Source organism: Capnocytophaga sp. FDAARGOS_737, from assembly GCF_009730375.1.
Taxonomy (GTDB): Bacteria; Bacteroidota; Bacteroidia; order Flavobacteriales; family Flavobacteriaceae; genus Capnocytophaga; species Capnocytophaga leadbetteri.
This window is the reverse complement of sequence record NZ_CP046316.1, coordinates 2,044,051-2,066,270: the sequence shown is the minus strand read 5'-3', so window position 1 is coordinate 2,066,270 and position 22,220 is coordinate 2,044,051. Positions and strand designations below refer to the sequence as shown.

Annotated in this window: 25 protein-coding genes and 1 pseudogene; 4 read left to right on the top strand and 22 right to left on the bottom strand. The window is 41.5% G+C overall.

All coding sequences use genetic code 11. From position 1 onward, the window contains the following. Nucleotide 1: 1 nt before the first annotated feature. A complete protein-coding gene (locus FOC45_RS09130) occupies nt 2-733 on the top strand; it encodes a GDSL-type esterase/lipase family protein (RefSeq protein ID WP_052141364.1) in 732 nt (243 codons plus the stop codon). Between the two features lie 10 nt (nt 734-743). Here the strand turns inward: FOC45_RS09130 and trpA are convergent, their stop codons facing one another. The 10 genes and pseudogenes from trpA to FOC45_RS09080 form a co-directional block, all read right to left on the bottom strand. After that, entirely contained in the window at nt 744-1,505 is a 762-nt protein-coding gene (gene trpA / locus FOC45_RS09125; RefSeq protein WP_009390462.1) for a tryptophan synthase subunit alpha, read from the bottom strand. Beyond that, entirely contained in the window at nt 1,498-2,700 is a 1,203-nt protein-coding gene (trpB, locus tag FOC45_RS09120) for a tryptophan synthase subunit beta (RefSeq protein ID WP_009390461.1), read from the bottom strand. Before trpB ends, trpA begins: the two co-directional genes overlap by 8 nt. A 19-nt stretch (nt 2,701-2,719) precedes the next feature. Continuing rightward, the gene (locus FOC45_RS09115) at nt 2,720-3,331 is read right to left on the bottom strand and encodes a phosphoribosylanthranilate isomerase (protein WP_009390460.1); all 612 of its coding nucleotides are present in this window, start codon (nt 3,329-3,331) and stop codon (nt 2,720-2,722) included. 34 nt (nt 3,332-3,365) lie between these two features. Continuing rightward, nucleotides 3,366-3,500: pseudogene (locus tag FOC45_RS09110) on the bottom strand (PIN domain nuclease); the annotation flags it as partial. Beyond that, the gene (locus tag FOC45_RS09105; RefSeq protein WP_009390458.1) at nt 3,497-3,754 is read right to left on the bottom strand and encodes a hypothetical protein; all 258 of its coding nucleotides are present in this window, start codon (nt 3,752-3,754) and stop codon (nt 3,497-3,499) included. The gene FOC45_RS09105 and the pseudogene FOC45_RS09110, both read right to left, overlap by 4 nt. 75 nt (nt 3,755-3,829) lie before the next feature. Continuing rightward, entirely contained in the window at nt 3,830-4,555 is a 726-nt protein-coding gene (locus tag FOC45_RS09100) for an indole-3-glycerol-phosphate synthase (protein ID WP_009390457.1), read from the bottom strand. Between the two features lie 9 nt (nt 4,556-4,564). After that, on the bottom strand, nt 4,565-4,870 hold the full coding sequence (locus FOC45_RS09095) for a type II toxin-antitoxin system RelE/ParE family toxin (RefSeq protein WP_009390456.1): 306 nt from the start codon (nt 4,868-4,870) through the stop codon (nt 4,565-4,567). After that, complete coding sequence (locus FOC45_RS09090; RefSeq protein ID WP_034540042.1) at nt 4,855-5,079, bottom strand: hypothetical protein; 225 nt, start codon at nt 5,077-5,079, stop codon at nt 4,855-4,857. The genes FOC45_RS09095 and FOC45_RS09090 overlap by 16 nt, the downstream gene beginning before the upstream one ends. Nucleotides 5,080-5,119: 40 nt before the next feature. Then, entirely contained in the window at nt 5,120-6,754 is a 1,635-nt protein-coding gene (gene trpD / locus FOC45_RS09085) for an anthranilate phosphoribosyltransferase (RefSeq protein WP_009390454.1), read from the bottom strand. A gap of 155 nt (nt 6,755-6,909) precedes the next feature. After that, nucleotides 6,910-8,184: an anthranilate synthase component I family protein gene (locus FOC45_RS09080; RefSeq protein ID WP_009390453.1), complete on the bottom strand. Its 1,275-nt coding sequence runs from the start codon at nt 8,182-8,184 to the stop codon at nt 6,910-6,912. Nucleotides 8,185-8,418: 234 nt separating this feature from the next. Here FOC45_RS09080 and FOC45_RS09075 point away from each other — a divergent pair, with 234 nt between their 5' ends. The 3 genes from FOC45_RS09075 to FOC45_RS09065 all read left to right on the top strand — a co-directional run bounded on the left by FOC45_RS09075 (nt 8,419) and on the right by FOC45_RS09065 (nt 10,267). Beyond that, nucleotides 8,419-8,913 carry an energy transducer TonB gene (locus tag FOC45_RS09075; RefSeq protein ID WP_009390452.1) on the top strand — a complete coding sequence of 165 codons (495 nt, stop codon included), beginning with the start codon at nt 8,419-8,421 and terminating at the stop codon, nt 8,911-8,913. Nucleotides 8,914-9,015: 102 nt separating this feature from the next. After that, nucleotides 9,016-9,384, top strand: a complete 369-nt coding sequence (locus FOC45_RS09070; protein WP_009390451.1) for a DUF1573 domain-containing protein — start codon at nt 9,016-9,018, stop codon at nt 9,382-9,384. Nucleotides 9,385-9,538: 154 nt separating this feature from the next. Then, nucleotides 9,539-10,267 carry a hypothetical protein gene (locus FOC45_RS09065; RefSeq protein ID WP_009390450.1) on the top strand — a complete coding sequence of 243 codons (729 nt, stop codon included), beginning with the start codon at nt 9,539-9,541 and terminating at the stop codon, nt 10,265-10,267. 83 nt (nt 10,268-10,350) lie between these two features. Here FOC45_RS09065 and asnS read toward each other — a convergent pair whose 3' ends face one another. From asnS to pncB, 12 genes are all read right to left on the bottom strand, one after another. Beyond that, the gene (gene asnS, locus FOC45_RS09060; RefSeq protein WP_009390449.1) at nt 10,351-11,781 is read right to left on the bottom strand and encodes an asparagine--tRNA ligase; all 1,431 of its coding nucleotides are present in this window, start codon (nt 11,779-11,781) and stop codon (nt 10,351-10,353) included. Nucleotides 11,782-11,818: 37 nt separating this feature from the next. Further along, the gene (locus FOC45_RS09055; protein WP_009390448.1) at nt 11,819-13,480 is read right to left on the bottom strand and encodes an MBOAT family protein; all 1,662 of its coding nucleotides are present in this window, start codon (nt 13,478-13,480) and stop codon (nt 11,819-11,821) included. A gap of 2 nt (nt 13,481-13,482) precedes the next feature. Then, nucleotides 13,483-14,940 (bottom strand): lipase, encoded by a 1,458-nt coding sequence (locus tag FOC45_RS09050; RefSeq protein ID WP_009390447.1) that lies wholly within the window; start codon nt 14,938-14,940, stop codon nt 13,483-13,485. A 4-nt stretch (nt 14,941-14,944) separates the two neighbouring features. Continuing rightward, complete coding sequence (locus tag FOC45_RS09045; protein WP_009390446.1) at nt 14,945-16,834, bottom strand: ABC-F family ATP-binding cassette domain-containing protein; 1,890 nt, start codon at nt 16,832-16,834, stop codon at nt 14,945-14,947. 97 nt (nt 16,835-16,931) lie between these two features. Beyond that, nucleotides 16,932-18,158: an NAD(P)/FAD-dependent oxidoreductase gene (locus FOC45_RS09040; RefSeq protein ID WP_009390445.1), complete on the bottom strand. Its 1,227-nt coding sequence runs from the start codon at nt 18,156-18,158 to the stop codon at nt 16,932-16,934. An 88-nt stretch (nt 18,159-18,246) separates the two neighbouring features. Further along, on the bottom strand, nt 18,247-18,681 hold the full coding sequence (locus FOC45_RS09035) for a PepSY-like domain-containing protein (RefSeq protein ID WP_009390444.1): 435 nt from the start codon (nt 18,679-18,681) through the stop codon (nt 18,247-18,249). Nucleotide 18,682: 1 nt separating this feature from the next. Continuing rightward, on the bottom strand, nt 18,683-19,129 hold the full coding sequence (locus tag FOC45_RS09030) for a PepSY-like domain-containing protein (protein ID WP_009390443.1): 447 nt from the start codon (nt 19,127-19,129) through the stop codon (nt 18,683-18,685). A gap of 55 nt (nt 19,130-19,184) precedes the next feature. Beyond that, on the bottom strand, nt 19,185-19,580 hold the full coding sequence (locus FOC45_RS09025) for a PepSY-like domain-containing protein (protein ID WP_009390442.1): 396 nt from the start codon (nt 19,578-19,580) through the stop codon (nt 19,185-19,187). 26 nt (nt 19,581-19,606) lie between these two features. Next, nucleotides 19,607-20,281 carry an ABC transporter ATP-binding protein gene (locus FOC45_RS09020; RefSeq protein ID WP_009390441.1) on the bottom strand — a complete coding sequence of 225 codons (675 nt, stop codon included), beginning with the start codon at nt 20,279-20,281 and terminating at the stop codon, nt 19,607-19,609. Beyond that, on the bottom strand, nt 20,281-20,847 hold the full coding sequence (locus tag FOC45_RS09015) for a Smr/MutS family protein (RefSeq protein WP_009390440.1): 567 nt from the start codon (nt 20,845-20,847) through the stop codon (nt 20,281-20,283). Before FOC45_RS09015 ends, FOC45_RS09020 begins: the two co-directional genes overlap by 1 nt. Next, nucleotides 20,834-20,992, bottom strand: a complete 159-nt coding sequence (locus FOC45_RS12000) for a hypothetical protein (RefSeq protein WP_009390439.1) — start codon at nt 20,990-20,992, stop codon at nt 20,834-20,836. The genes FOC45_RS09015 and FOC45_RS12000 overlap by 14 nt, the downstream gene beginning before the upstream one ends. Nucleotides 20,993-20,996: 4 nt before the next feature. Then, nucleotides 20,997-22,169 carry a nicotinate phosphoribosyltransferase gene (pncB, locus tag FOC45_RS09010; RefSeq protein ID WP_009390438.1) on the bottom strand — a complete coding sequence of 391 codons (1,173 nt, stop codon included), beginning with the start codon at nt 22,167-22,169 and terminating at the stop codon, nt 20,997-20,999. Nucleotides 22,170-22,220 lie beyond the last annotated feature (51 nt).

Sequence of the window (22,220 nt, the reverse complement as noted above, 5' to 3'; positions counted from 1 at the left end):
AATGAATTTATTAGCTTGTTGTTTTACGGCGAGAGGGCAGCAGTATAAAAATACTCAGCAAACAGAAACCCCTACCATTACGATCAAGACAGTTATCCCATTCGAACAAACCGATGAGGCGGAGTGGATAAAGCGTTACCAGCGCGATATTGATTACTACCAGAAGCAAAACAAGCGTATGAAAGACCTCAGTTGCGATGTGCTTTTTCTGGGCAGTTCAACTATTAATATGTGGGACACAATCGAACAAGATTTTGCTCCTTTAAAGATTATACGCCGTTCGTACGGAGGGGCTACTTTGCGCGATATGCTGTATAACTACCCTGTGATAGCGCAAGGCTATCAACCTAAGCAGATAGTGCTATATGTAGAAAACGATTTGGGTACGCATAAAGAGGGGGTAAATGCGGTAAAGTGCTTCGATTTGTTCAGAATATTCATAGCTCGCCTAAAAGAGGAGTATCCTACAGCTACCTTATGGGTAGTGTCGTTAAAACCTTCCCCAGCTAAGGCACACGAACTCAAAGACCAGCAACTTGTCAATGCCCTCCTACAGCAAAACGCTTCTCTACAAGGCTATACTTACCTCGATATTACCCACGTAATGTATGACGAGGCAGGCTCTCTGCGCACCAATATTTATAAAGAAGACAACCTACATATGAATGCCGAAGGCTACAAACTCTGGACATCAGTACTAAGACCCTATCTTCTAAAAGAAGAAAAAGAATAGCACTGATTTTCTAACCAAAAATCTTCCCTATTTCACTTATTACACTATCTACGCTATTGTTTTGGGTATAGGCCACGATGCTGGTGCCTACTATTACCCCATCGGCATAGTGACGCATTGTCTCCACATCACTATGAGTTTTAATGCCAAAGCCCAAAGCAATAGGCAATGAGGTGTGTTGCCTAATTTCGTCAGTGAAGCGTTGCAAACGGTCTAAACTTACCTGCTTGCTACCTGTTACACCTAATGACCCCACAGCATATATAAAACCGCCTTCACCTAAGCGCACTATCTGAGCAATACGAGCCCCCGAGGTTACACTTACTAAAGGAATAAAAGCTATATTATGGGCTTTCAGTACAGGTAGTATGGCAGTCGCTTCTTCATAAGGTAGGTCGGGAATGATAAGCCCACTAATACCTACTTCGGTACATCGTTGTACAAAAGCCTCCACTCCATAGGCAAAAAGCAGGTTGTAATATACTAAGAAGAGCAAAGGCTTGTGTACCTCCCCCTTTACCTTTTCGAGTAGGTCAAATACTACATCGGTAGTAACCCCCGCTTGCGAGGCAGCAAATGAGGCTTCAGCTATCAGCTTGCCGTCTGCTAAAGGGTCGGAGTAAGGAATGCCTATTTCAAGCATATCAAGTGCCGACTGGTCTAACTTCCTCAAAAATTCTTCTGTAAAGCTGAGGTTAGGATACCCAGCTACTATATAACCGATATTTACTTTTTCTTTTCCTGCAAAAATTTCAGATATAGATTTAGTCATATTTTTCTCCTTTAAGTATTGAAAATACAGTATGCATATCCTTGTCACCTCTACCCGATACATTTACTACTATCGTTTGTCTTTTGTCAAGGGTTGGACATAATTTTTCTAAGTAGGCTAAAGCGTGAGCACTTTCTATAGCAGGTATAATACCCTCTTTGCGAGTGGTGAATAGCAGTGCTTGCATTGCTTCGGCATCGGTGATAGGAGCATAAGTAACCCGCCCACTTTCAAACAGATGAGCGTGCTCTGGCCCTACACCTGGGTAGTCAAGCCCTGCTGAAATAGAGTGTACCGGACTTATCTGTCCATACTTATCTTGCAATACGTAGGTTTTCATTCCGTGTATAATACCTTCTTTGCCCAGTGTAAGAGTAGCGGCGTGCTTATCAGTGTCGATGCCTTCACCGCCGGCTTCAGTACCGTACAGATGTGTGCGAGGGTCAGACAAAAAGGCAGTGAAAATACCTATAGCATTACTTCCTCCGCCTACACAAGCTATTACGTGGTCAGCGTGCTTGCCTAATGCGTCAAGCTGAGCTCTGGTTTCGTTGCCTATCACTTGCTGAAAATTGCGTACTATGGTAGGGTAGGGGTGAGGGCCTACTGCCGAGCCTATCACATAGAAAACCGTCTCTATTTCAGCTACCCACGACTGTATAGCGGCAGTGGTAGCTTCTTTTAGTGTCTGTAGCCCATCGGTGATGGATACTACCCTTGCCCCTAAAAGTTCCATTCTAAAAACGTTCAGTCTTTGGCGTTCAATATCTACAGCCCCCATATATACATCGCATTCAAGCCCCAGAAGAGCAGCCGCCGTAGCGGTAGCCACGCCGTGTTGTCCCGCACCTGTTTCGGCAATCACTTTCTTCTTACCCATCCGCTTAGCCAAGAGCACCTGTCCCAACGCATTGTTAATCTTGTGAGCCCCTGTATGGTTGAGGTCTTCGCGCTTTAGGTAGATATCCTGCCCATAATGAGCACTAAGATTCTTAGCGTAATACAAAGGAGAGGGTCTCCCTACGTAGTTTTTGAGTAAATCCTGTAGTTCTTCTTCAAAAGCAGGGTCGTTTTTAGCTTTCTGATATTCTTTTTCTAGTTCAGTAAGGGCATACATAGCTGTTTCAGGCACGTATTGCCCGCCAAACTTACCAAAATAGGCTTTAGTATTATGATTTTCTATTTCTGTATTCATTTGCTAATTCTCTAATTTGCTAATTTGCTAATTTTTCTATAAGTCTTTGTATAAGAGAGCGATTTTTGCGGTCGTTTATTTCTACTTTGCTGTTCACATCTAGTATGGCAGGCTGATAGCTAAGGGCTTCTTGCAGATTGTTTTCCTCTATACCACCTGCTAATACAAATGAGTAAGCGGACATTCCTTTTAGCACCTCCCATCGAAAGGCGATGCCGTTACCACCTTTGTTAGCCCCTTTAGTGTCAAACAGAGGATACTGTATATAAGGAAGATAAGCCGATATGTCAGGCAGGGTATCCCATACAGCGAAAGCCTTCCAGAGGCTAATCCCTTCTTGTTGAAGCGTTTGGCAATATTGGGGCGACTCACTGCCGTGTAGTTGTACGATGTCAATTTTAGTAGCAGCTATGGTCTGCTGTATCATTTGCAAAGGCGCATCTACAAACACCCCTACCGCCAGCTTCCCCGCTTGGTGTATCTTCTCAACTATAGATGTAGCAAGGTCAATATTCACATAACGTTTGCTATTTTCGGCAAATATACAACCAAAATAATCAATAGCCAAATCACCGAGCGCTTCAATTTCAGCTACACTCCTGATACCACATATTTTTAGTTTTGTAATCATTTTTGCTTTTTATAAAGATGTTTTCTTACTTGAGTTCTTCAATCTCTTCAATAAGATAATCAGGTACTAAAAATTGTATATTCCCCCTCTCGTTTAATATTTTAGCAATTTCTCCTTGCGGAGCAGCTAAAGCACTATAAAATATATTGGTGTCAGTAATAACTATCATAATATATTATTATCAGCTACTTTTTCGTAGAATCGTTTAGCGGCTGCTTTTTTAGTTTTTTTCGAGAGGTCTAAGATAAAATCTTTATAAGCAAGAGGCATTCCATCTTCATCTTCCTCTAATACTTTGGGTGCAACAGTGGCTACTTTAGCCTCTCTTTTCTTCTTAACGTCTACGAAATCAAGACTTTTAAGAAATTGTACAAGGCTTTCTGCTTGCGCGCTATTACTGTTTATGGTTATTGTGTAAGACATAGTATTCAGTGTTTGTATTTAGTGCAAAAATATAGAATAATCGTCAAATTAGCAAATCGACAAATCAGCTAATCCTTAAATCTCCCCTTTCATTAGGGCTTCCCCTATTAAGAGGGCATCAACCCCTAATTGTTCAGCATAAGCGATATCTTCTGAGCTGTGGAAACCGCTTTCGCTTACAACTATCAGTTTTTCTCGTCTCTCTTTGGGTAGTTGCTGCAGCAACTGTTTGGTAGTGGCGAGCGATACCTCAAAGGTATTAAGATTGCGATTGTTAATACCGAGTATAGCCAATTCAGGAATGGCAAGAGCGCGCTCCAGTTCGTGGGCATCGTGTACCTCTACTAATACATCTAAATCCAAATCTTGCGCCAAACGGTGTAGCGACAGTAGCTGAGTGTCGTTTAGCATACGCACGATAAGCAGTATAGCCGAGGCGCCTAAAAACTTGCTATGTGCTACCTGAAAAGGAGTGTAAATAAAATCTTTGCGCAAGATAGGTATAGTAGGGATAGCCTCTTTTACGCGGGGTATAAACAGATTATCACCTTTGAAATACGCCTCTTCCGTAAGGATAGAAAAGGCAGCCACACCCTTTTGTTGGTAAGATTGCGCTTGAGGGATAAGCTCAAACTGCTCATTTGCTATTGGTCCTTTAGAGGGCGAGGCGCGTTTTATCTCACCTATAATGCTAATACCTTTTTTTGATAAAGCCTCTTTAAACGAAGGGCGTTGCAGCAAAGTCCGCTCTCTTTCAAGCTGTACATCGCGCTGTTTTTTTATTTCTAATAGTATATCCATTGCTCTTTTTTAAAATGGTAGTTTTTTAGGGTTATCTCTGTTGTCAAAAAAGAAAACCACTTCTATTTTATCAGGAAAAACCTCGTAAAATAATGAAAAATTATAAAGTATTACCGCTCTTCTGATTTCTTTCAGAGGAGTTTCATATACAATAGGGTTTATAAAGGGATATTCAGAGATTCTCTTTTCGGTTGCCTCTACTGCTGCTATAATTTTTAGGGAATAAGCAGATGAATCGTTATGTTCAATCCAAAAATCTAAGATTGAAAGATAGGCTTTTTCTGCTTTTGGCGCCCATATTATCTTCCGGCACATAAAATTCTTGCTTTTTTATGAACATCAGCGCTTGCAATTCCTTTTCCTTCGCGCAATTCTTGCCAACCTTGTTCAATACCCTCTATAACTTCTAAAGGCAAAGTAGGCATTTCATTTTTCTGAACCTCTAATCCTATGGCTTCCAATACGCGTACCGCCATTTGATACTGTTCAAATGTTATTTCTTGATTAAACTGTATACTTCTCATATTTTTCTTGATTTTATATGCCGCAAAAATAACAAATAATCTACAAACTATCAATTGTCAATTGATAATAGTTCCAAACCTTTCCGTTCCTAATAGCCTCTTCTATAAGAGGTTTAGCCTCCATAGGGTGTTTCACTACGTTGGCAGTATAGAGGGCAAACATAGCGTTGAGCATCACTATATCAGCTTTAGCCCCGCGCTCTTCGCCTCTAAGGGTGCGACGCAGTATCTCAGCGTTTTCTTTGGGAGAGCCTCCCTCTATCTCAGCGTGAAAAGCACGCTTAAAACCAAACATTTCAGGAGCAATGCTGTATTCTAATAGCTTGTTGCCCTTTACTTCTACTATTTTCGTCTCATCGCAGAGCGTTATTTCGTCCAACCCATCATTACCTCTTACCACCAAAGCGTGTTCTCTGCCCAATAGCTGAAGCGTTTCAGCATAAAGACGCATTACAGGCTCGTGATAGAGCCCTACCAACTGATATTTTAGGTGAGTGTTAGGGTGCAAAAGAGGCCCTAATACGTTGAAAACCGTACGTATACCCAATCGCTGACGTACCTCGCGCACTTCACCTACTAATTTGTGAAAGAAAGGAGCGTGAAAGAAAGCCACCCCTTTGCTGTCCAAAGTCTGTAGTTGTTTAACCAATGAAGATTCTAGCGGCACGCCTAATTCTTGCAGTACATCACTACTGCCACTTTTGCTGGTAACCGAGCGGTTGCCGTGTTTAGCAACTCTAACCCCCATCGCCGCTACTATAAAGGCTACAGTGGTCGAAATGTTGATAGTCTTCAGTCCGTCGCCGCCAGTGCCACAGAGGTCTATCATAGGGCGGTCATCGGCAAAGGTAGTACTGTATGCCAATAGGTTGCGTACAAAAGCAGTAAGCGATTCCGGATACAGACTCTTCTCGCTGATGAGCACCAACAGAGCCCCGAGCTGCACTATGTCATACTGCTTACTGTTCAGTACGGCACATATTTCTTTAAAATCAGGGTCAGCAAGCGGTAGGTTATCCTGTAGCTTTTTCAGATGTTTTCTAAACACCTCATCGGCATAAGCCTTCTGCTTGTCAGCATTGTCTTGTGTGGGGAGAGCCACCTGCGTACCTACCAAAAAGTTCTTTATAATGTTCTTACCGTATTCAGTAAAAAACGATTCAGGGTGAAACTGTATGCTGTGTATGGGCTTGTGGCGGTGCTGCAAAGCCATTATTACCCCATCGTCCGAAAGGGCGGTAATTTTTAGTTCTTCAGGCAGCGTGTCTTTATCCACGTATAGCGAATGATAGCGCATCACGTTGAAACGCGGTGGCAACCCTTTAAAAAGAGTCGCCTCTTTATCCACAACCTCCATTTCAGAAGTCTTGCCGTGCAGGGGCGTTTCAAGGCGAGCTATAGTAGCCCCGTGTACAAGCCCGAATGCCTGATGCCCCAAGCAGATACCCAAAATCGGAATATCAGTAATTTCCTTCAGAATTTCTAAGCAAATACCACTATCTTTAGGGTGTTTAGGGCCTGGCGAAAGCACAATGCGAGTAGGCTGAAGAGCCCGTATTTCAGCAAGCGTAAGCGCATCGTTGCGCACTGTTTTCACTTCCTCATCAGTCAGTTCGCTGAGGTATTGTGCCACGTTAAACACAAATGAATCGTAATTATCTATTAGTAAAATCATATCAAAAGTAAAACAAAGAGAACTTATTTATATTGTATCCTTATACTGAACTTATATTAAATTATGATGTTCGTCTATATTGACCGTCACATCTCCCCCTTTATTGACCATCGCATCTCCCCCTTTGAAGGGGGCAGGGGGGATGTTTCTAAAAATTATTGATTCTTACAGTATTGCGTAAAAATATTAAGCACAGAGGCTCTTTTGTGCTGTATTTCAGCGTATTCCCTTTCAGGCACCGAGTCATACACTATACCCGCACCGGCCTGTATAAATACCCGCTGCTGACGGCTGTTAGGGTGTGCCGCCTCAAAGAAAGCACTCCGTATCACTATTGCCAACTGCACATTGCCATTGAAGTGCAAAAAGCCTATCCCCCCGCCATATACGTTGCGAGCGTAGGTCTCCAGCTCCCCAATAAGCTCCATAGCCCGTATTTTAGGAGCGCCGCTGAGTGTTCCTGCCGGAAAAACGATAGAAATCACCTCAAAAGGCGATACGTCAGCCCGTTTATTGCCATACACATCCGATACTATGTGCATAATATGCTGGTAACGCAGTACGTGCATCATATTTTTAACGCTAACCGACCCTTTTTCGGCAAACTTCCCTATATCATTCCGTGCTAAATCCACTAACATACGGTGTTCGGCACACTCTTTAGGGTCGCTAAGGAGTTCTTGCTCCAAACGCACATCTTCATTCGCATCTTTCCCACGAGGTCTCGAACCCGCAATAGGGGCTATATGTATTTGGTTGCCGGTAATATCTACTAAAATCTCCGGACTTGAGCCTACTACATCGCCATACGGAGTGGGGAAGTGGAACATATAAGGCGAAGGGTTTGCCTGAGAGAGCAAGCGGTAGAAAGTAAGCGAGTCCAAATTGGTAGCCAAACAAAGCTGCTCGCTAAGCACCACCTGAAACACATCGCCCGAGCGAATATACTCTTTAGCCTTCTCCACTATTGCCCCAAAGTGCTCGCTTTCCTGTTGCAAGTCAGTGTGTATATGATAGGTAGGAGCCTGTGCCGAATCCTCTATAACCTCATCACCTTTTTGCAGAAAATCAAAATACACCCCCTCCTCACCGTAGCAAGAGTACACTTTGTTTATTTTAGAATAGTGTAGGTAGGCTTTAGCATTAGCAAAGACAAAAGGCGGAAAGAAATATTGAGCGTCAGTTTTCTGCGGAATATGTTCAAAAAAATGAATAGTTTCATACGCGAACACCCCAAAGAGTCCCGCAAAAGGCGCTATAGGCGTTTGCTGCTGAAAATACTGTTCAAGGGCAGCGTAGCTATAGTCAGTTGCATCTATATAATCAGCGTCTATGCCAATGATAATCTGATTGTTATCTTCAGCCAGATACGAGTTCGGGAAGCGCTTTCGCAAGCGGGTGTAATAGTATAAAGGTTCTTTAGTAAGCATACAGATTCACTTTAAAGTTGCAAACATACGAAAAAAATAGCGAATTTGCAAACAGAAAAATTTTCTGTAGCCATTTACCCTATACAAACGATATACAAACAATATAGGAAGAACGAAGGATAGACGAAGATTTAGCGAAGTATAAACGTCTAATAATAGGTCAAAAACCAGAAAAATATACTACTCTCAAACTTTGGCATATTTATTGTGCTTTTTTTCAAAAACAGATAGATAATGAAACTCTTACCAAAAATCCTTTTAGTACTATGTTTAGCAGTAGTAGCCAATAGCTATGCACAAGAAGAAATTGTCGCTCCTTCAGACGATGAAAAACCTGTTGAGATTCCCTATTTTATTATAGAAGAAAAACCTATGTTCGAAGCCTGCAAAGAAGTTCCTAACGACAAGCAATATCAATGTTTTAAAGAGCAGCTAGACAAGCACGTGAAGATACATTTTAAATATCCTCCTGAAGCCCTAGCTCAGGAGATACAAGGAAAAGTGGCTATAGCTTTTCGCATCAATACTGATGGTACTGTCAGTATAATAGGGAAGCGAGCCGCTAACAAAATATTGGAAGAAGAAGCTGTCTTCCTTATCAGAAGCCTACCCTGCTTTATCCCAGGTAAAATGAGAGGAGTTCCAACAGCTGTAACCTATGCTTATTTCATTAATTTCAAACTGCCAGACGATTATAATAATCCACAAATCAGCAAATCGGCAAATTGACAAATCGGCAAATTGACAAATTGACAAATCATACTTTGGCACGATTATTGTAACTGTACCTAACGTAAAAAACAACTAATTTATAATTTAATTTTTTATACTATGAAAAAGTTTTTAACATTTGTGTTTTTAGCATTTTTTGGTGTAATGGCTTATGCCCAAGACGCAGAAATTTCATTCAAAGCTGAAGAAATCGACTATGGTAACATCAAACAAGGTGCTGATGGCGTGCGTGTGTTCGAATTTACTAATACTGGTAAAGCACCGCTCGTAATCACTAACGTAGCTTCTTCTTGCGGTTGTACTGTTCCTTCTTGGACAAACCAACCTGTAGCACCAGGGGCTAAAGGAAAAATTGAAGTAAAATACGATACCAATCGCGTAGGCCCAATCAGCAAAACGATTACCGTAACTTCTAACGCTAAAACCAATCCCGTAAAAGGATTGCGCATTAGAGGTAATGTTCAATAATCCATAACTATTTATATTTTAATTACTCCTAAAAGTCGCCTACTTTCCCTATACCCTGTAGGCGACTTTTTTTTGTTAAAAATGTTATAAAAAAGAACGGGGTATCGTTATTTTGTGTATCTTTGCCCCCGAAAAAACTAAATAAAAATAAACTATGAAATTACACGCAATCACATTCGCCGCAGCTCTTTTTGCTGCTCATTTAGCTACCGCTCAGGTAGAACAACCTATGGTAGGTACAGTTACTGATACAGTTTCTTCTACAGTTATATTAGGCTCTGATGTAGCTACTCAAGCACAACAAGAGGCTGCCCTAAAGGCTGAAAAAGAACAGCTCAAAGCACAACAACAAGCGCAAAAAGAACAAGAAAAAGCCCTAAAAGCTGAAGAAAAAGCGCTAAAGGAAAAAGCTAAAGCTGAAGAAAAAGCCAAGAAAGAAGCTGAAAAAGCTAAGAAAGCTGAAGAAAAGGCTAAAAAAGAACAAGAAAAAGCTGAGAAAAAAGCTAAAAAAGAAGCTGAAAAAGCCAAAAGAGCTGAAGAAAAAGCTGCTAAAGAAAAAGCTAAAGCTGAAAAGAAAGCTAAAAAAGAACAAGAAAAAGCTGAAAAAGCCAAAGCTAAAGCTGAAAAAGAAGCTCAAAAGAAAAAACGACAATTGAGCAAAGCTAATAGCGAAGTAGCTAAAGTAGAAGCTAAAATAACTAAAGCTAAAACCGATTTAGCTAAAGAGCAAAACAAATTTGATATGAAGAAAGCTAAAGGGGCTCTTTCTCCTCAAGACGAAGCTAAATTCAAAGGCAAATTGCTCGAAAAACAGCAAAAAATCAACAGCTTAGGTCTAGACCTTATCAAAGCTAAAGAACGCGTAAACAAATACTCTATGTAATCCGTTACGTTTAAACCATAATAATAGAGAGGACTATCATTCTGATAATCCTCTCTATTTTTTATTTACCTTTTAAATATCTATTAAAACTCAGCACTCTGTGGAGTACGTGGGTAAGGTATTACATCGCGTATATTAGTCATACCGGTAGCAAAGAGTACCAAACGCTCAAAGCCTAACCCAAAACCACTGTGTACAGCAGTACCAAACTTGCGGAGGTCTAAGTACCACCAAAGAGTTGCTTCGTCCATATTCAGATCAGCGATTTTCTTTTTAAGCACCTCATAGCGCTCTTCACGCTGCGAACCCCCTACTATTTCGCCAATACCAGGGAAGAGGATGTCCATAGCGCGTACCGTCTTACCATCGTCATTTAGGCGCATATAAAACGCTTTGATGTTTGCCGGATAGTCATAGAGTATTACAGGGCATTCAAAGTGTTTTTCTACCAAATAACGCTCGTGTTCACTTTGCAAGTCAATACCCCATTCGTCTACAAGGTATTGGAATTTCTTCTTCTTATTGTGGTTGCAATTCTTTAGAATGTCGATGGCCTCAGTATAGCTTACGCGTTTAAAGTCGTTGTTTATCACAAACTCTAACTTCTCAATAAGCGACATAGAGCTGCGTTCTTGTTGTGGTTTGCCTTTTTCTTCTTCTAAGAAACGTTTGTTGAGGAACTCAAGGTCATCACGACGTACTTCTAAGGTGTATTTTAGCACATACTTAATAAAGTCTTCAGCCAAATTCATATTGTCGATAAGGTCGAAAAACGCCATTTCAGGCTCTATCATCCAGAACTCGGCTAAGTGGCGTGAGGTATTAGAGTTTTCAGCACGGAAAGTAGGCCCAAAAGTATAAATCTTACCAAGAGCCATTGCAAAAGTCTCACCTTCTAACTGTCCTGATACGGTAAGATTAGTTTCGCGTCCAAAGAAGTCTTTTTTATAATCTACCTTTCCATCTTCAGTTAGCGGTGGATTTTTAGCGTCTAAAGTTGTTACGCGGAACATCTCGCCAGCTCCTTCAGCATCGCTACCGGTGATGATAGGCGTATTTACATAGAAAAAGCCATTGTCTTGGAAGTATTTGTGAATAGCATATGCCAGAGTAGAGCGCACACGCATTACAGCGCTAAAGGTATTAGAGCGCACGCGTAGGTGGGCATTTTCGCGCAAAAACTCAAGGGAGTGTTTTTTAGGCTGTATAGGGTATTCTTCAGGATTACTGTCGCCTAATATACTAATAGTAGTAGCTTGTACCTCTACTGCCTGTCCTTTCCCTTGACTTTCTACCACTTGTCCTTTCACTTCTATAGCGGCTCCGGTAGTGATGCGCTTTAGTAGTTCAGGGTCTGTATTTTCAAAATCGACCACTACTTGCACATTCTCAATAGTCGAGCCGTCATTTAGGGCGATAAAACGGTTGCTGCGGAAGGTGCGTACCCACCCTTTAAGGGTGATTTCGCCCTGTATGCTTTTGCCTTCTTGCAATAATTGTTTGATATACAACATAATTCTGATTTTTTATAATGTCTAATTAATTGTGTTTTTAAAACTGAAAATATATAAACGGTTGAATGTCGGTAGAATACGCCTGATAACAGATAAGCACTACGACTAAGGTTATAGCTACTTTCACTGTGTAATGACTTTGGGCAAATACGTACTCTATATAATCTTTCCAACGTTGTGGCAGCCAATGGGTGATATACCCAATAATGATGATAGCCAGAGGTATATTATTGTGCCTTATGATGCTCATTGCCGAATCCCAGTCCATATTATGGGCTACTTGTGCAAACCACTGATTCACTCCCTCCATATCATTACTGCGGAAGAAAATACGGGTAAAAGTGATAAACGAAAAGGTAAAGAGTATCTTCCAAGCTCTTGCCACCCAAGAGGCACTATTCTCATACGGACTTACTTTGCGCCAGTATTTATAGGCTATCACTCCCAAACCATTGAGTCCGCCCCAAATAGCGAACTTCCACGCAGCTCCGTGCCATAGCCCCCCGATGAGCATCGTCAGCATTATATTGATGTTGGTAGTGAGATACCGTTCAAAAGGTTTGTAGAAAAACGCCACTACTGACCCTATGATTAATAGCGAACCAGTTATGAGGGTAAAGGTGAGATTGCCAATAGCGACCACTAATATCACTACGAAGATGAGCGAGAATACAAAGGTGCCCAATGTGCTATTGCGATTGCCCCCCAGTGGTATGTATAGATAATCTTTTAGCCACGTAGAGAGTGAGATGTGCCAGCGCTTCCAGAAATCACCGCAATTGAGTGCTTTATAAGGAGAGTTAAAATTGACAGGCAGCTTAAAGCCTAAGAGCAGAGCTACCCCTATAGCAATATCAGTATAACCAGAAAAGTCGCCGTAAATCTGTAGCGAATAGCCTATCAGAGCCAGTAGGTTCATAAAACCCGTGTGCATAGCAGGGGCATCGAATACTTTGTCGAGGAAGTGCATTGCTATAAAGTCAGCAAAAATCATCTTTTTGATAAGCCCTTTCAAAATGAGGAAAATAGCCTTGTTAAACTCTTCTTTGCTAACAACTGTTTTCTTCAGTATCTGAGGTACAAACTCTTCAGCTCTTACTATAGGCCCTGCTACCAACTGAGGGAAGAAGCTCACATAAAAACCAAAATCCAACATTGATTTCAGCGGAGCTATCTTCTTCCGGTAGATATCTACTGTATAGCTGATGGTCTGAAACGTATAAAACGAAATACCTACTGGCAGTATAATATCGTCAACGCTGAAGTAGCCCTTGTAATTGAAGCCATTAGCCCAATAAGCTAAATAGTTGAATGTTTGGTGGTGAGTCTGAAAGAGAACATTATAGGTGTCAGTGAAGAAATAAGCGTATTTGAAATACGAAAGCACTAATAAATTCAGACAGACACTTATTGTTACTGCTATTTTGCGGCGTAGTTCCTCTTGATGTTGGTCGATGTAATGCCCTAAATAGAAGTCGGTGACAGTGCTAAATACTAATAATAAGACGAATAACCCACTAGCTTTGTAATAGAAATAGAAGCTGGCTATCAGCAAAAATAGATTTCGCAAGTGTCTTCGTTTGTATATAAGCGCAAAAACCGCATACACCAAAGCGAAGAATATCCAAAAGTCTATTCGCACAAAGGTGAGCGGGTGTTGTGGGTCAAAGGTAAAGAAATTATTAAAAAAATCTGTCATAATTATTCCACTGAGGCAAGGTCGTTATGTAGGCACTGATAAAACACTTCTGATATAAGTTTGGTACCTTTCGGACTAAAATGTACGTAATCTGAGGCAGCCATTCCTTGTTTTACCCAAGAAATCATTGAGTTTTCGCCACCCATAGCTTCGTACATACTAAAGTAGGCTACGTCGTTCTTCATACATTCTTCTTTCATCAGGTCGTTGAGTTTAGGTAAGAAAGGATAAGTGAGTCGCTGTCCATTGCGCGAGGTGGTCATATCACCAGGGCCTAACAGCATAAACATCGCGTTAGGGTTAGCGCGTTTTACCCATTTCATATTGAATATTAGTCCCTCTACGTATTCTCTTAACTGCTGGTCTGTTTTCATATAGGGGATAGTGTTCCCTCCGTATTGGAAGATGAAAAGGTCGGGCTGACGGTCTACTGACATTTGTCGGTAGTTCTCATAATTCATACGTGTAAAGATGCGCCCCGCCTCGCCTCGCATCGCCACATTATCCATACGTACACCTGTGTCGGCATCGAGGGTAACCCCATAAAAATCAGGACTTACACGTGCTTCTAATTCTATTTTGAGTTCTTTAGGTGTAGTAGCAAAATTTAGCTTGTAGTTGTGGTATTTGCCATCTGAAATAAGGCTATCTGTTTTGATAATATTGCCGTTTTCATATACTTTTATCTTCACCTTTCCTATTGCATTGCCATAATGCAAGCCAAATTTAGTATAGTGTTGCAATCGAGCATACGATTTAGCTGAAGGTTTTATGGTAAAAGAGGCTTTGCTCACCGATAGTCCGGTAGTATCTTTGGCATAATTAGTAAAACGCGAGTAGGTAGCAAAAAGTCCATACATATCGTGCCCTACCTTGCGACGCTGTTTGCGGTCGAAAAAGGCGTAACGCACCCAGTTGCCCGAGGTGGTTATATCTATACTATTTTGGTTATACACCACTTTTATAGGGAAGAAACCAGGCCCTCCACCATTAAAAGCAAGCTGTAGTCTATTGCGCACATAGCCGGTAATGCGATCGCCTTCTATTTGCGAGTCGCCGTAGTGTACTATTTGGCAAACACCTTGTCTGAGCTTGTTTTTCAATCGTTTAATGTAGTCTATACGGTTGCCGGGGTAGTATATTTTGCCCTCTACATTGGTCTCTAACTTATGTAGACTGTCATTGGCAATAGTGTCATTCGTTGCCAGTTTGTCAGTCTTTTCATCTACAATAGTATTGGTCTCTTTGATGAGCTCATTTAGCTTGTTGTTTTCTTTCTCTTTTGATTTAAACAACATCCCCAATATATCGGGGGTAGGATACCGTAGCATAGTATTGCCAAAGGATATACCCTCTCGCACCGTACCGCTATCGGTGATGTGATAACTGCTAAAGAGCGTCATTGTAAAAAGGGCTACAAGTACGCCTATGATAAAAAATAAAATTTTCTTAGGGTGCATATCGTTAGCTCATTAGGTTTTCCCACTCAGTCATCAGTTCCTCCAGCATTCTCTTTTTCTGTTCGTATTCTTTATAATAATCATTGCTTTGTACTCCCTGCCCCATCTGTATATCCATCTGTTTTAGTTCCTCTTCGAGGGCAGCTATTTGGTTTTCTATCTTATTGAGCTTGTTTTGGGCAGCTTTCTGCTGTTTTTGTTGCTCAAAACTTAGCTTTTCAGCACTTGTAGTTGCTTTAGTAGGGGCAGAGAGCGTTTCTTTTTGCTGCTCCATCTCTCTAAAGTTAGCTACGGCACGTTGTTCTAAGTAGAAATCTATATCGCCGAGATATTCTTTTATGTTCTTATTCTTAAATTCGTATACTTTATCAGTTAGCCCTTGCAAGAAATCTCGGTCGTGCGATACGATGATGAGCGTACCTTCAAATTGCTGTAGGGCTTTCTTTAGCACATTTTTCGATTTGATGTCTAAGTGGTTAGTAGGCTCGTCCATTACTAACACGTTGAAGTCTGAGAGCAACATTTTAGCCAAAGCCAAGCGGTTGCGCTCGCCTCCTGATAGTACTTTCACTTTCTTGTCTACCTCATCGCCTCTGAAGAGAAAAGAACCGAGTATATCGCGTATTTTCATACGGTTAGTGTCATCGGCAGCGTGGTACATAGTATCGAGCACTGTCAGCTCGCCGTCTAAATAGTCGGCTTGGTTCTGAGCAAAATACCCTAACTGTACATTGTGCCCTAACTTAATAGTGCCTTGGTAGTCGGTTTCGCCTATAATCATTTTGGCAAGGGTCGTTTTTCCTTGTCCGTTTTGTCCTACGAAGGCTATCTTGCTGCCTCGTTCTACTAACAGACTCACGTGGCTTAGCACCTCTTTTTCGCCGTAGCTCTTCGATACATCGTCTATCTCCAATACCACTTTACCGGGGGTAACTGATACGGGGAAGCGCACATTCATCACAGCATTGTCCTCTTCATCTACCTCTATGCGATCTATTTTGTCGAGTTTTTTGATAAGCGATTGTGCCATAGAGGCTTTAGAAGCTTTAGCACGGAACTTTTCTATCAACTTCTCTGTTTGTTGTATCTTTTTCTCCTGATTCTTTTGCGAAGCGAGTTGTTGTTCGCGTATTTCTTGCCTAAGTTCTAAAAACTTGCTGTAAGGTTTAGGATAATCGTATATCTTGCCTACCGAAATCTCTATGGTACGGTTGGTTACATTGTCTAAAAACATCTTATCGTGCGAAACGATTACCACAGCGCCACTATAAGTAGTTAGGAATTGCTCTAACCATATAATCGATTCGATGTCTAAGTGGTTAGTAGGCTCGTCCAGCAGCAAGATGTCATTGTTTTGCAATAGCAATTTAGCCAACTCTATACGCATACGCCAGCCACCCGAAAAGCTATCGGTTAGCTTGTCGAAATCACTGCGCTGAAAGCCCAACCCCAAGAGTACTTTTTCGGTCTCGCCTTGGTAAAGGTAGCCTCCGATAAGGTCGAAGCGGTGGGTGTAATCGCTTAGCATATCTAGTAGATTGTGATAACTTTCGCTCTCGTAGTCGGTGCGCGTTTCTATTTGGTGGTGTATATCGTCTAACTTTTGCTCTAATGTTTTGATTTCGCCAAAAGCCTGATAGGCTTCCTCTAGAATAGTACGCCCTTTTACGAAGTCGATATCTTGCTTTAGAAAGCCGATACGCACATCTTTGTCAGCTGCTATAGTGCCAGAGTCTGGTTTTAGCTCGCGCGAAAGCAGTTTGAGCATAGTTGATTTACCTGCTCCATTCTTGCCGATAAGTCCTACACGGTCGCCCGCATTGAGCATAAAAGCTACCTCTTCAAAAAGGTATTCGCCTTGAAAAGAAACAGATAAGTTATGAACGTTAAGCATAGAAACTAATTACAATATTACAAAAACGCGGCAAAGATACAAAACAATTGACAATTGACAATTCAAAAAACAAAATTCATACTTCAAAATTCAAAAATCATAAGGCTTCACTGATAAGATAGCCTCCTGTCCAAGCATTTTGAAAGTTAAAACCACCCGTAACGGCATCAATATCTAGCACTTCGCCTGCTAAGTAAAGATGCTTAAATAGCTTGCTCTGATAGGTTTTGAAGTCTATTTCTGAGAGTTTTACTCCGCCTGCTGTTACGAACTCTTCTTTGAAGGTGTTTTTGCCAATAATACTAAAGCGGCTTTGGGTCAGCACTTTCGCTAACTGTTGTAGTTGAGATTTATTGAGTGATGCCCATTGTTGTGCAGGGGCAACTCCGGCACTTTCTAATAGGGCTTCCCATAGGCGTTTGGGTAGCTGAAATAGGGTAACACTTTGCATGGCTTTGCGTCCGTGCCTCTGTTTGCAATCTTGTAGTTGCAGGAGCACCTCGTCATAGCTAAGGGCTTGGTCATCTGTTGTAGCAAAATTGACTTCCATTAGGCACTGATAGTTTAATGAGGCTAACACTCTTGCCCCCCAAGCTGAAGCACGCAATACAGCAGGGCCGCTAAACCCTTTGTGGGTGAAGAGTAGCGGTGCTCTTTCGCTTATCTGAAGAAAATCGCCTTTTTGATTAAAAAGCTGTACCGTAGCGGTTACGGCTATACCCGAAAGAGTTTTAGCCCATTCGGTAGCCGTTTGAAAGGTAAAGAGTGAAGGCACAGGAGGTACTATAGTATGCCCTAAATTGGCTAAGAGCTGCCATATTTTGGGGTTACTACCTGTAGCGATAACAAGCCGTTTTGCCGTAAAAGTACGGTTAGCAGTGCGTACTTGCCACCCTTGTTCAGCAGGGCTGATAGCCTGTACATTCTGTTGGGTGAATAGCTCTATACTGTGCTGGGCTATGGCTTTCAGAAAGCAATTTATGATACTTTCTGAACTATCTGAAGCCGGAAATACGCGTCCATCATCTTCTGTTTTTAGGGGTACACCATGCGACTCAAACCACTCCATCACATCGCCGCACATAAACCGGTGAAACGGACTGAGGAGTTCTTTATAACCACGCGGATAGTTACGCACTAATTCGGCAGGAGTAAAAGTAGCATTGGTGAGGTTGCAACGCCCGCCCCCCGAAATGCGTACTTTTTGTAGCACCTCTTTGCTTTTCTCGAGAATCGCTATGCTAAAATCGGGGTGCTTTTCAGCAGCATTGATAGCAGTAAAAAAGCCCGCAGCCCCACCGCCTATAATCAAAAGGTCGTACATAAATAATTGACAATTGATAATTAACAAAAAGAAACTTTGCCAAAGTCTTTCCTAAAAAACACTTTGGCAAAGCCTATTCAAAAGAATTTTACTTTACTTCTATAAAGTTAAAATTATCGTCAAATTTTAGTTTTTGTCCATCAGTAACTTTTACTTTGTAAGTTTTTTTGGAGATACTGTGTGATATTTCTTTGATAGATTCAAAGGGGAAAGTAGCATTTACGTGAGCTAATATCTTTTCAGGAACTACGTGATCAGGCACTTTTCCTCTATGTACTTTTATTTCTTTCCAGTCGCCTTCGCCGTTAAACTCTATTTCAAGCCCATCTTTGAAGATAACAGAGAATTCTTCATCTTTATAATCGACATCTTTCCATACTGAATTGATGTCGGCTACTAAAAAGTGTTGCCGTACAAAGTTGATTGCATCAGCGGGTAGTTCGTTAAAATCTACTTTTCTGTCTTGTGCTGTAGCTACTTGTAGCGAAAAAGCAGCTAAGATAGCAAATAATATTTTTTTCATATTAGTCGTCTATTTTTAAAAATTTACCATTCAAATTAAAATCTAAGTCCAATCCGTTAGAGAGGCTTACCTCATATTTTCTTCTTTCTTTCTGAATTTCTTTGATGAGGACATTAGGATAATTTTTGTGTACGTATTTGCTTATTTTAGCAGGTACTATTTTAGCAGGTACAGCTCCGTTGCGCGCTTTTACTTCTTTCCAGTCGCCATTAGCACGAAATTCTACTTCAGTGCCATCGGCAAAGAGCACGGTGTAATCTTCTACTCTACCTTTTTCATTGTCTTGCCATACTGAAACGATGTTATTGGCAGAAAAGTTCTGATTGATAAATGTTTGTGCACTAGTAGGCAGTGACTGAACTGGTATCAATCCGTCTTCTTGAGCGTTAGCTACCCCAAAAGCAAATAGGGCAAAAGCTACAGTTGATAATTTTTTTAATGTATTCATTTTATTATTATTTATTTGATACAATTTTTCTTGAAAGCAAAAGTAATGCCACTTTTTAATAATTACCTATAGGGTCGCCTGCTTTATTGAAAAACAAAGCACTTTTAGAACCTACAATTTCTACTTTGTAGCCTATGTTAGTCTTGCTAATCGATTCAATGATGAAAGAGCGTTCAGCGGCATAATCGGCTATTTTCTTAGGAAAGAAATCAGTTGGGATACTATTGCCGTCTTCGGCTTCTACTTTTAGCCAATCGCCGTTTTCAGCAAATTCTATTTCGGTGCGATCTTTCAGTTTTACCGAATAGCCATTCGTATCACTCTCGCGCTCTACTTCTTGCACCGTTGTATGCGCAAAATAAGTGTTGATAAAATTGTTGGCCGACTGAGGTAGCGAAGTACAAGCTGTTAGCCCGCAAACCATAAGGGTCATTAATAAGATTTTCTTCATAAATGTATATGTTAATTTTAAAGTTACTAATCTGCTAATTTGCTAATTATCTTTCCGTCTACCATTACTAACTTTCTATCAGCCATAGCTGCCAATTCCTCATTATGGGTTACGATTACGAAAGTCTGGTTGAACTCTTTTCTGAGCTGAAAAAACAGTTGATGTAGGTGCTCTGCACTCTCAGAGTCGAGGTTACCACTGGGTTCGTCAGCAAATACCACATCGGGCTGGTTTATCAGGGCGCGCGCTACCGATACTCGTTGCTGTTCGCCCCCCGAAAGGGCATTAGGCTTATGATGGGCACGTGCCCCCAAATGCAGAAAGTCTAATAACTCCATAGCGCGCTTTTCAGCTTCTTTTTTGCCAACCCCTTTGATAAAGGCAGGAATACAGATGTTCTCTAAAGCCGTAAATTCGGGCAAGAGTTGGTGAAACTGAAAGATAAAACCTATATGCTCATTGCGGAATTTAGCAAGGTTTTTAGACGAAAGTGCTAGTATATCTGTGCCATTGATACGCAGTGAGGCTTCAGTATTAGCATCTGGACTGTCTAAGGTGCCTAAAATGTGCAGCAAGGTAGTCTTTCCTGCCCCTGAGGCTCCTACTATCGACACTATTTCAGCTTTTGCTACCTCTACCGATACGCCTTTGAGCACTTCCAACGTTTTATAGGTTTTGTGTATGTTAGTTGCTTCAATCATTATTTTGCTTTTTGGTAGATATACACTTCGGTGGCGCCCACCCCATATTTGGCATATTCGGCATCGTAGAAAGTAACATTAGAATAGCGACCTAACAGAAACTCTAATTCGGTGCGCAATACTCCTTCGCCAACCCCGTGAATGAACACTACCCGCTGAATGCGCTGGGCGATAGCGAACTCTAACTGGCGGCGTGCTGTTTCGAGTTGAAGGGTAAGCATATCATAATTGGTCATATTCCTTGTAGAATCAACTAATTGTTCTATGTGCAAATCTACCTCCATTGGGGGTATGGACTTTTCGCGTTTGGTAAGGGGTGCTTTCTGACGTCTTTTAGGGAGCACATCTTTTCTGAGGCTCTCCTCGTCTATCGTAGCAAAAGCACTTTTTATAGGCACTTCCTCACTGATAGCCACTACTTCGTCGGGGCGAAAGCTAAGCTCGAAGCCTTCGGTGCTGAGCATCGTTACCTCTTGTGGCGTTACGCGCACTACGTGTCCTTTTATGGTGTCGTCTAATACTTCTATGTAATCTCCTATATTCACTAATTTGCTAATTGTCTTCATTTTTAGAGGATAAACCTCTTGATACGAGATAGACCCCAGCCATTAGCAAGGAAACCCCTACTACTAATAGCACTTGGTCGTACTCCGGAAAAAGATACCGCGATAAGGCTACCGCAATACCTGCTATCATCAATGCGTATTTCATAAGATTATTCAATTCCTAATATTCCTTTTGCAAGGGCTATCATCTTAGGGTCGCCTGTATGCTTGTTAGGCTCGTCTGATAGTTTTACGGTAGGTACCCATTCGTCGTCGCTGGTTAGTACTTCGGTTAGCTTCATCACTATATTCATAGGGCGTAAGCCTACATCGTTAGTCAGGTCGGTGCCTATACCGAATGAGATGCCTATCTTGCCTTTGCACGCCTCAGTAATAGCCTGTACTTTCTTAGGATTTAGTCCGTCAGAGAAAATAATGTATTTTGATAGCGGGTCGATACCCATTTTCTTATAGTGTGCTATGGTTTTTTCGGCAAATACTATCGGGTCGCCGCTATCGTGGCGTACCCCGTCAAAAAGTTTGCTGAATTTCTTGTCGAACTGCTTAAAGAACACATCGGTAGTGTAGGTGTCTGATAGCGCGACCCCAAGGTCGCCTCTGTACACATCTACCCAGTGCTCTAATGAAAGGGCGTTTGCCATTTTGTAGCTGTACTCGGCAGCGTGAAACATAAACCATTCGTGGGCGTGCGTACCTATCGGTTTTACCTTGTATTTCATAGCGAAATGCACATTGCTTGAGCCCATAAAGGTACTACCATAGCCTTCTAAGAGGGTACGCATTACGATGTCGTGTACGTGGTAAGAATGTCGCCTACGGGTACCAAATTCGGCAAAAACTACTCCTAACTCTTTGTATAACAATTCTTTTTCTCTGGTATTAGCAATTACCTGAGCGTCTGTCCACGCAGTAGCATTCATTAGCTGGTAGTACAATTCGCTGATGATAGACAGTAAAGGCACTTCCCAAAGAATAGTGCGATACCAATGTCCTTCAACAGTTACCTTTAGGTCGCTACCCTCTTGGGCGATATGCACCTCAGAGGGGTCGTAGCGATAGCCCTCTAAAAAATCTAAGTATAGCGGACTTAAATAGGGGCAGTTCTTCACCAAGAAAGCTTTTTCGTCTTTAGTGAGTTTAAGATCTGCCATAGCATCAACAGCGGCGCGTAGGGCTTTGTCAAATCCTTTGGGAAACTCGTGTTTACCCCTGTTGATAAAGGTATAGCGCGCTTTAGTTTTTGGGAATAGCTGCACCACCCCGCACTGCATTGTGAATTTGTAAAAATCGTTATCTAATAAAGATGTTAGTACTTTGCTCATATTGATAGATTTGTCAATTTGCTAATTTGTCGATTTCTCGGCAAAGATAAT

Excerpts from the sequence above, each read along its gene's own strand:
- FOC45_RS09015 (WP_009390440.1), bottom strand. The coding sequence starts at position 20,847 with ATGAAGACAATTAGCAAATTAGTGAATATAGGAGATTACATAGAAGTA.
- FOC45_RS09050 (WP_009390447.1), bottom strand. The coding sequence starts at position 14,940 with ATGCACCCTAAGAAAATTTTATTTTTTATCATAGGCGTACTTGTAGCC.
- FOC45_RS09020 (WP_009390441.1), bottom strand. The coding sequence starts at position 20,281 with ATGATTGAAGCAACTAACATACACAAAACCTATAAAACGTTGGAAGTG.
- FOC45_RS09115 (WP_009390460.1), bottom strand. The coding sequence starts at position 3,331 with ATGATTACAAAACTAAAAATATGTGGTATCAGGAGTGTAGCTGAAATT.
- FOC45_RS09075 (WP_009390452.1), top strand. The coding sequence starts at position 8,419 with ATGAAACTCTTACCAAAAATCCTTTTAGTACTATGTTTAGCAGTAGTA.
- FOC45_RS09090 (WP_034540042.1), bottom strand. The coding sequence starts at position 5,079 with ATGAGAAGTATACAGTTTAATCAAGAAATAACATTTGAACAGTATCAA.
- FOC45_RS09065 (WP_009390450.1), top strand. The coding sequence starts at position 9,539 with ATGAAATTACACGCAATCACATTCGCCGCAGCTCTTTTTGCTGCTCAT.
- FOC45_RS09080 (WP_009390453.1), bottom strand. The coding sequence starts at position 8,184 with ATGCTTACTAAAGAACCTTTATACTATTACACCCGCTTGCGAAAGCGC.
- trpA (WP_009390462.1), bottom strand. The coding sequence starts at position 1,505 with ATGACTAAATCTATATCTGAAATTTTTGCAGGAAAAGAAAAAGTAAAT.
- trpB (WP_009390461.1), bottom strand. The coding sequence starts at position 2,700 with ATGAATACAGAAATAGAAAATCATAATACTAAAGCCTATTTTGGTAAG.
- asnS (WP_009390449.1), bottom strand. The coding sequence starts at position 11,781 with ATGTTGTATATCAAACAATTATTGCAAGAAGGCAAAAGCATACAGGGC.
- FOC45_RS09055 (WP_009390448.1), bottom strand. The coding sequence starts at position 13,480 with ATGACAGATTTTTTTAATAATTTCTTTACCTTTGACCCACAACACCCG.
- FOC45_RS09025 (WP_009390442.1), bottom strand. The coding sequence starts at position 19,580 with ATGAAGAAAATCTTATTAATGACCCTTATGGTTTGCGGGCTAACAGCT.
- FOC45_RS09095 (WP_009390456.1), bottom strand. The coding sequence starts at position 4,870 with ATGTGCCGGAAGATAATATGGGCGCCAAAAGCAGAAAAAGCCTATCTT.
- FOC45_RS09100 (WP_009390457.1), bottom strand. The coding sequence starts at position 4,555 with ATGGATATACTATTAGAAATAAAAAAACAGCGCGATGTACAGCTTGAA.
- FOC45_RS09130 (WP_052141364.1), top strand. The coding sequence starts at position 2 with ATGAATTTATTAGCTTGTTGTTTTACGGCGAGAGGGCAGCAGTATAAA.
- FOC45_RS09030 (WP_009390443.1), bottom strand. The coding sequence starts at position 19,129 with ATGAATACATTAAAAAAATTATCAACTGTAGCTTTTGCCCTATTTGCT.
- FOC45_RS09070 (WP_009390451.1), top strand. The coding sequence starts at position 9,016 with ATGAAAAAGTTTTTAACATTTGTGTTTTTAGCATTTTTTGGTGTAATG.
- FOC45_RS09040 (WP_009390445.1), bottom strand. The coding sequence starts at position 18,158 with ATGTACGACCTTTTGATTATAGGCGGTGGGGCTGCGGGCTTTTTTACT.
- FOC45_RS09035 (WP_009390444.1), bottom strand. The coding sequence starts at position 18,681 with ATGAAAAAAATATTATTTGCTATCTTAGCTGCTTTTTCGCTACAAGTA.
- FOC45_RS09105 (WP_009390458.1), bottom strand. The coding sequence starts at position 3,754 with ATGTCTTACACAATAACCATAAACAGTAATAGCGCGCAAGCAGAAAGC.
- FOC45_RS09045 (WP_009390446.1), bottom strand. The coding sequence starts at position 16,834 with ATGCTTAACGTTCATAACTTATCTGTTTCTTTTCAAGGCGAATACCTT.
- trpD (WP_009390454.1), bottom strand. The coding sequence starts at position 6,754 with ATGATTTTACTAATAGATAATTACGATTCATTTGTGTTTAACGTGGCA.
- pncB (WP_009390438.1), bottom strand. The coding sequence starts at position 22,169 with ATGAGCAAAGTACTAACATCTTTATTAGATAACGATTTTTACAAATTC.
- FOC45_RS12000 (WP_009390439.1), bottom strand. The coding sequence starts at position 20,992 with ATGAAATACGCATTGATGATAGCAGGTATTGCGGTAGCCTTATCGCGG.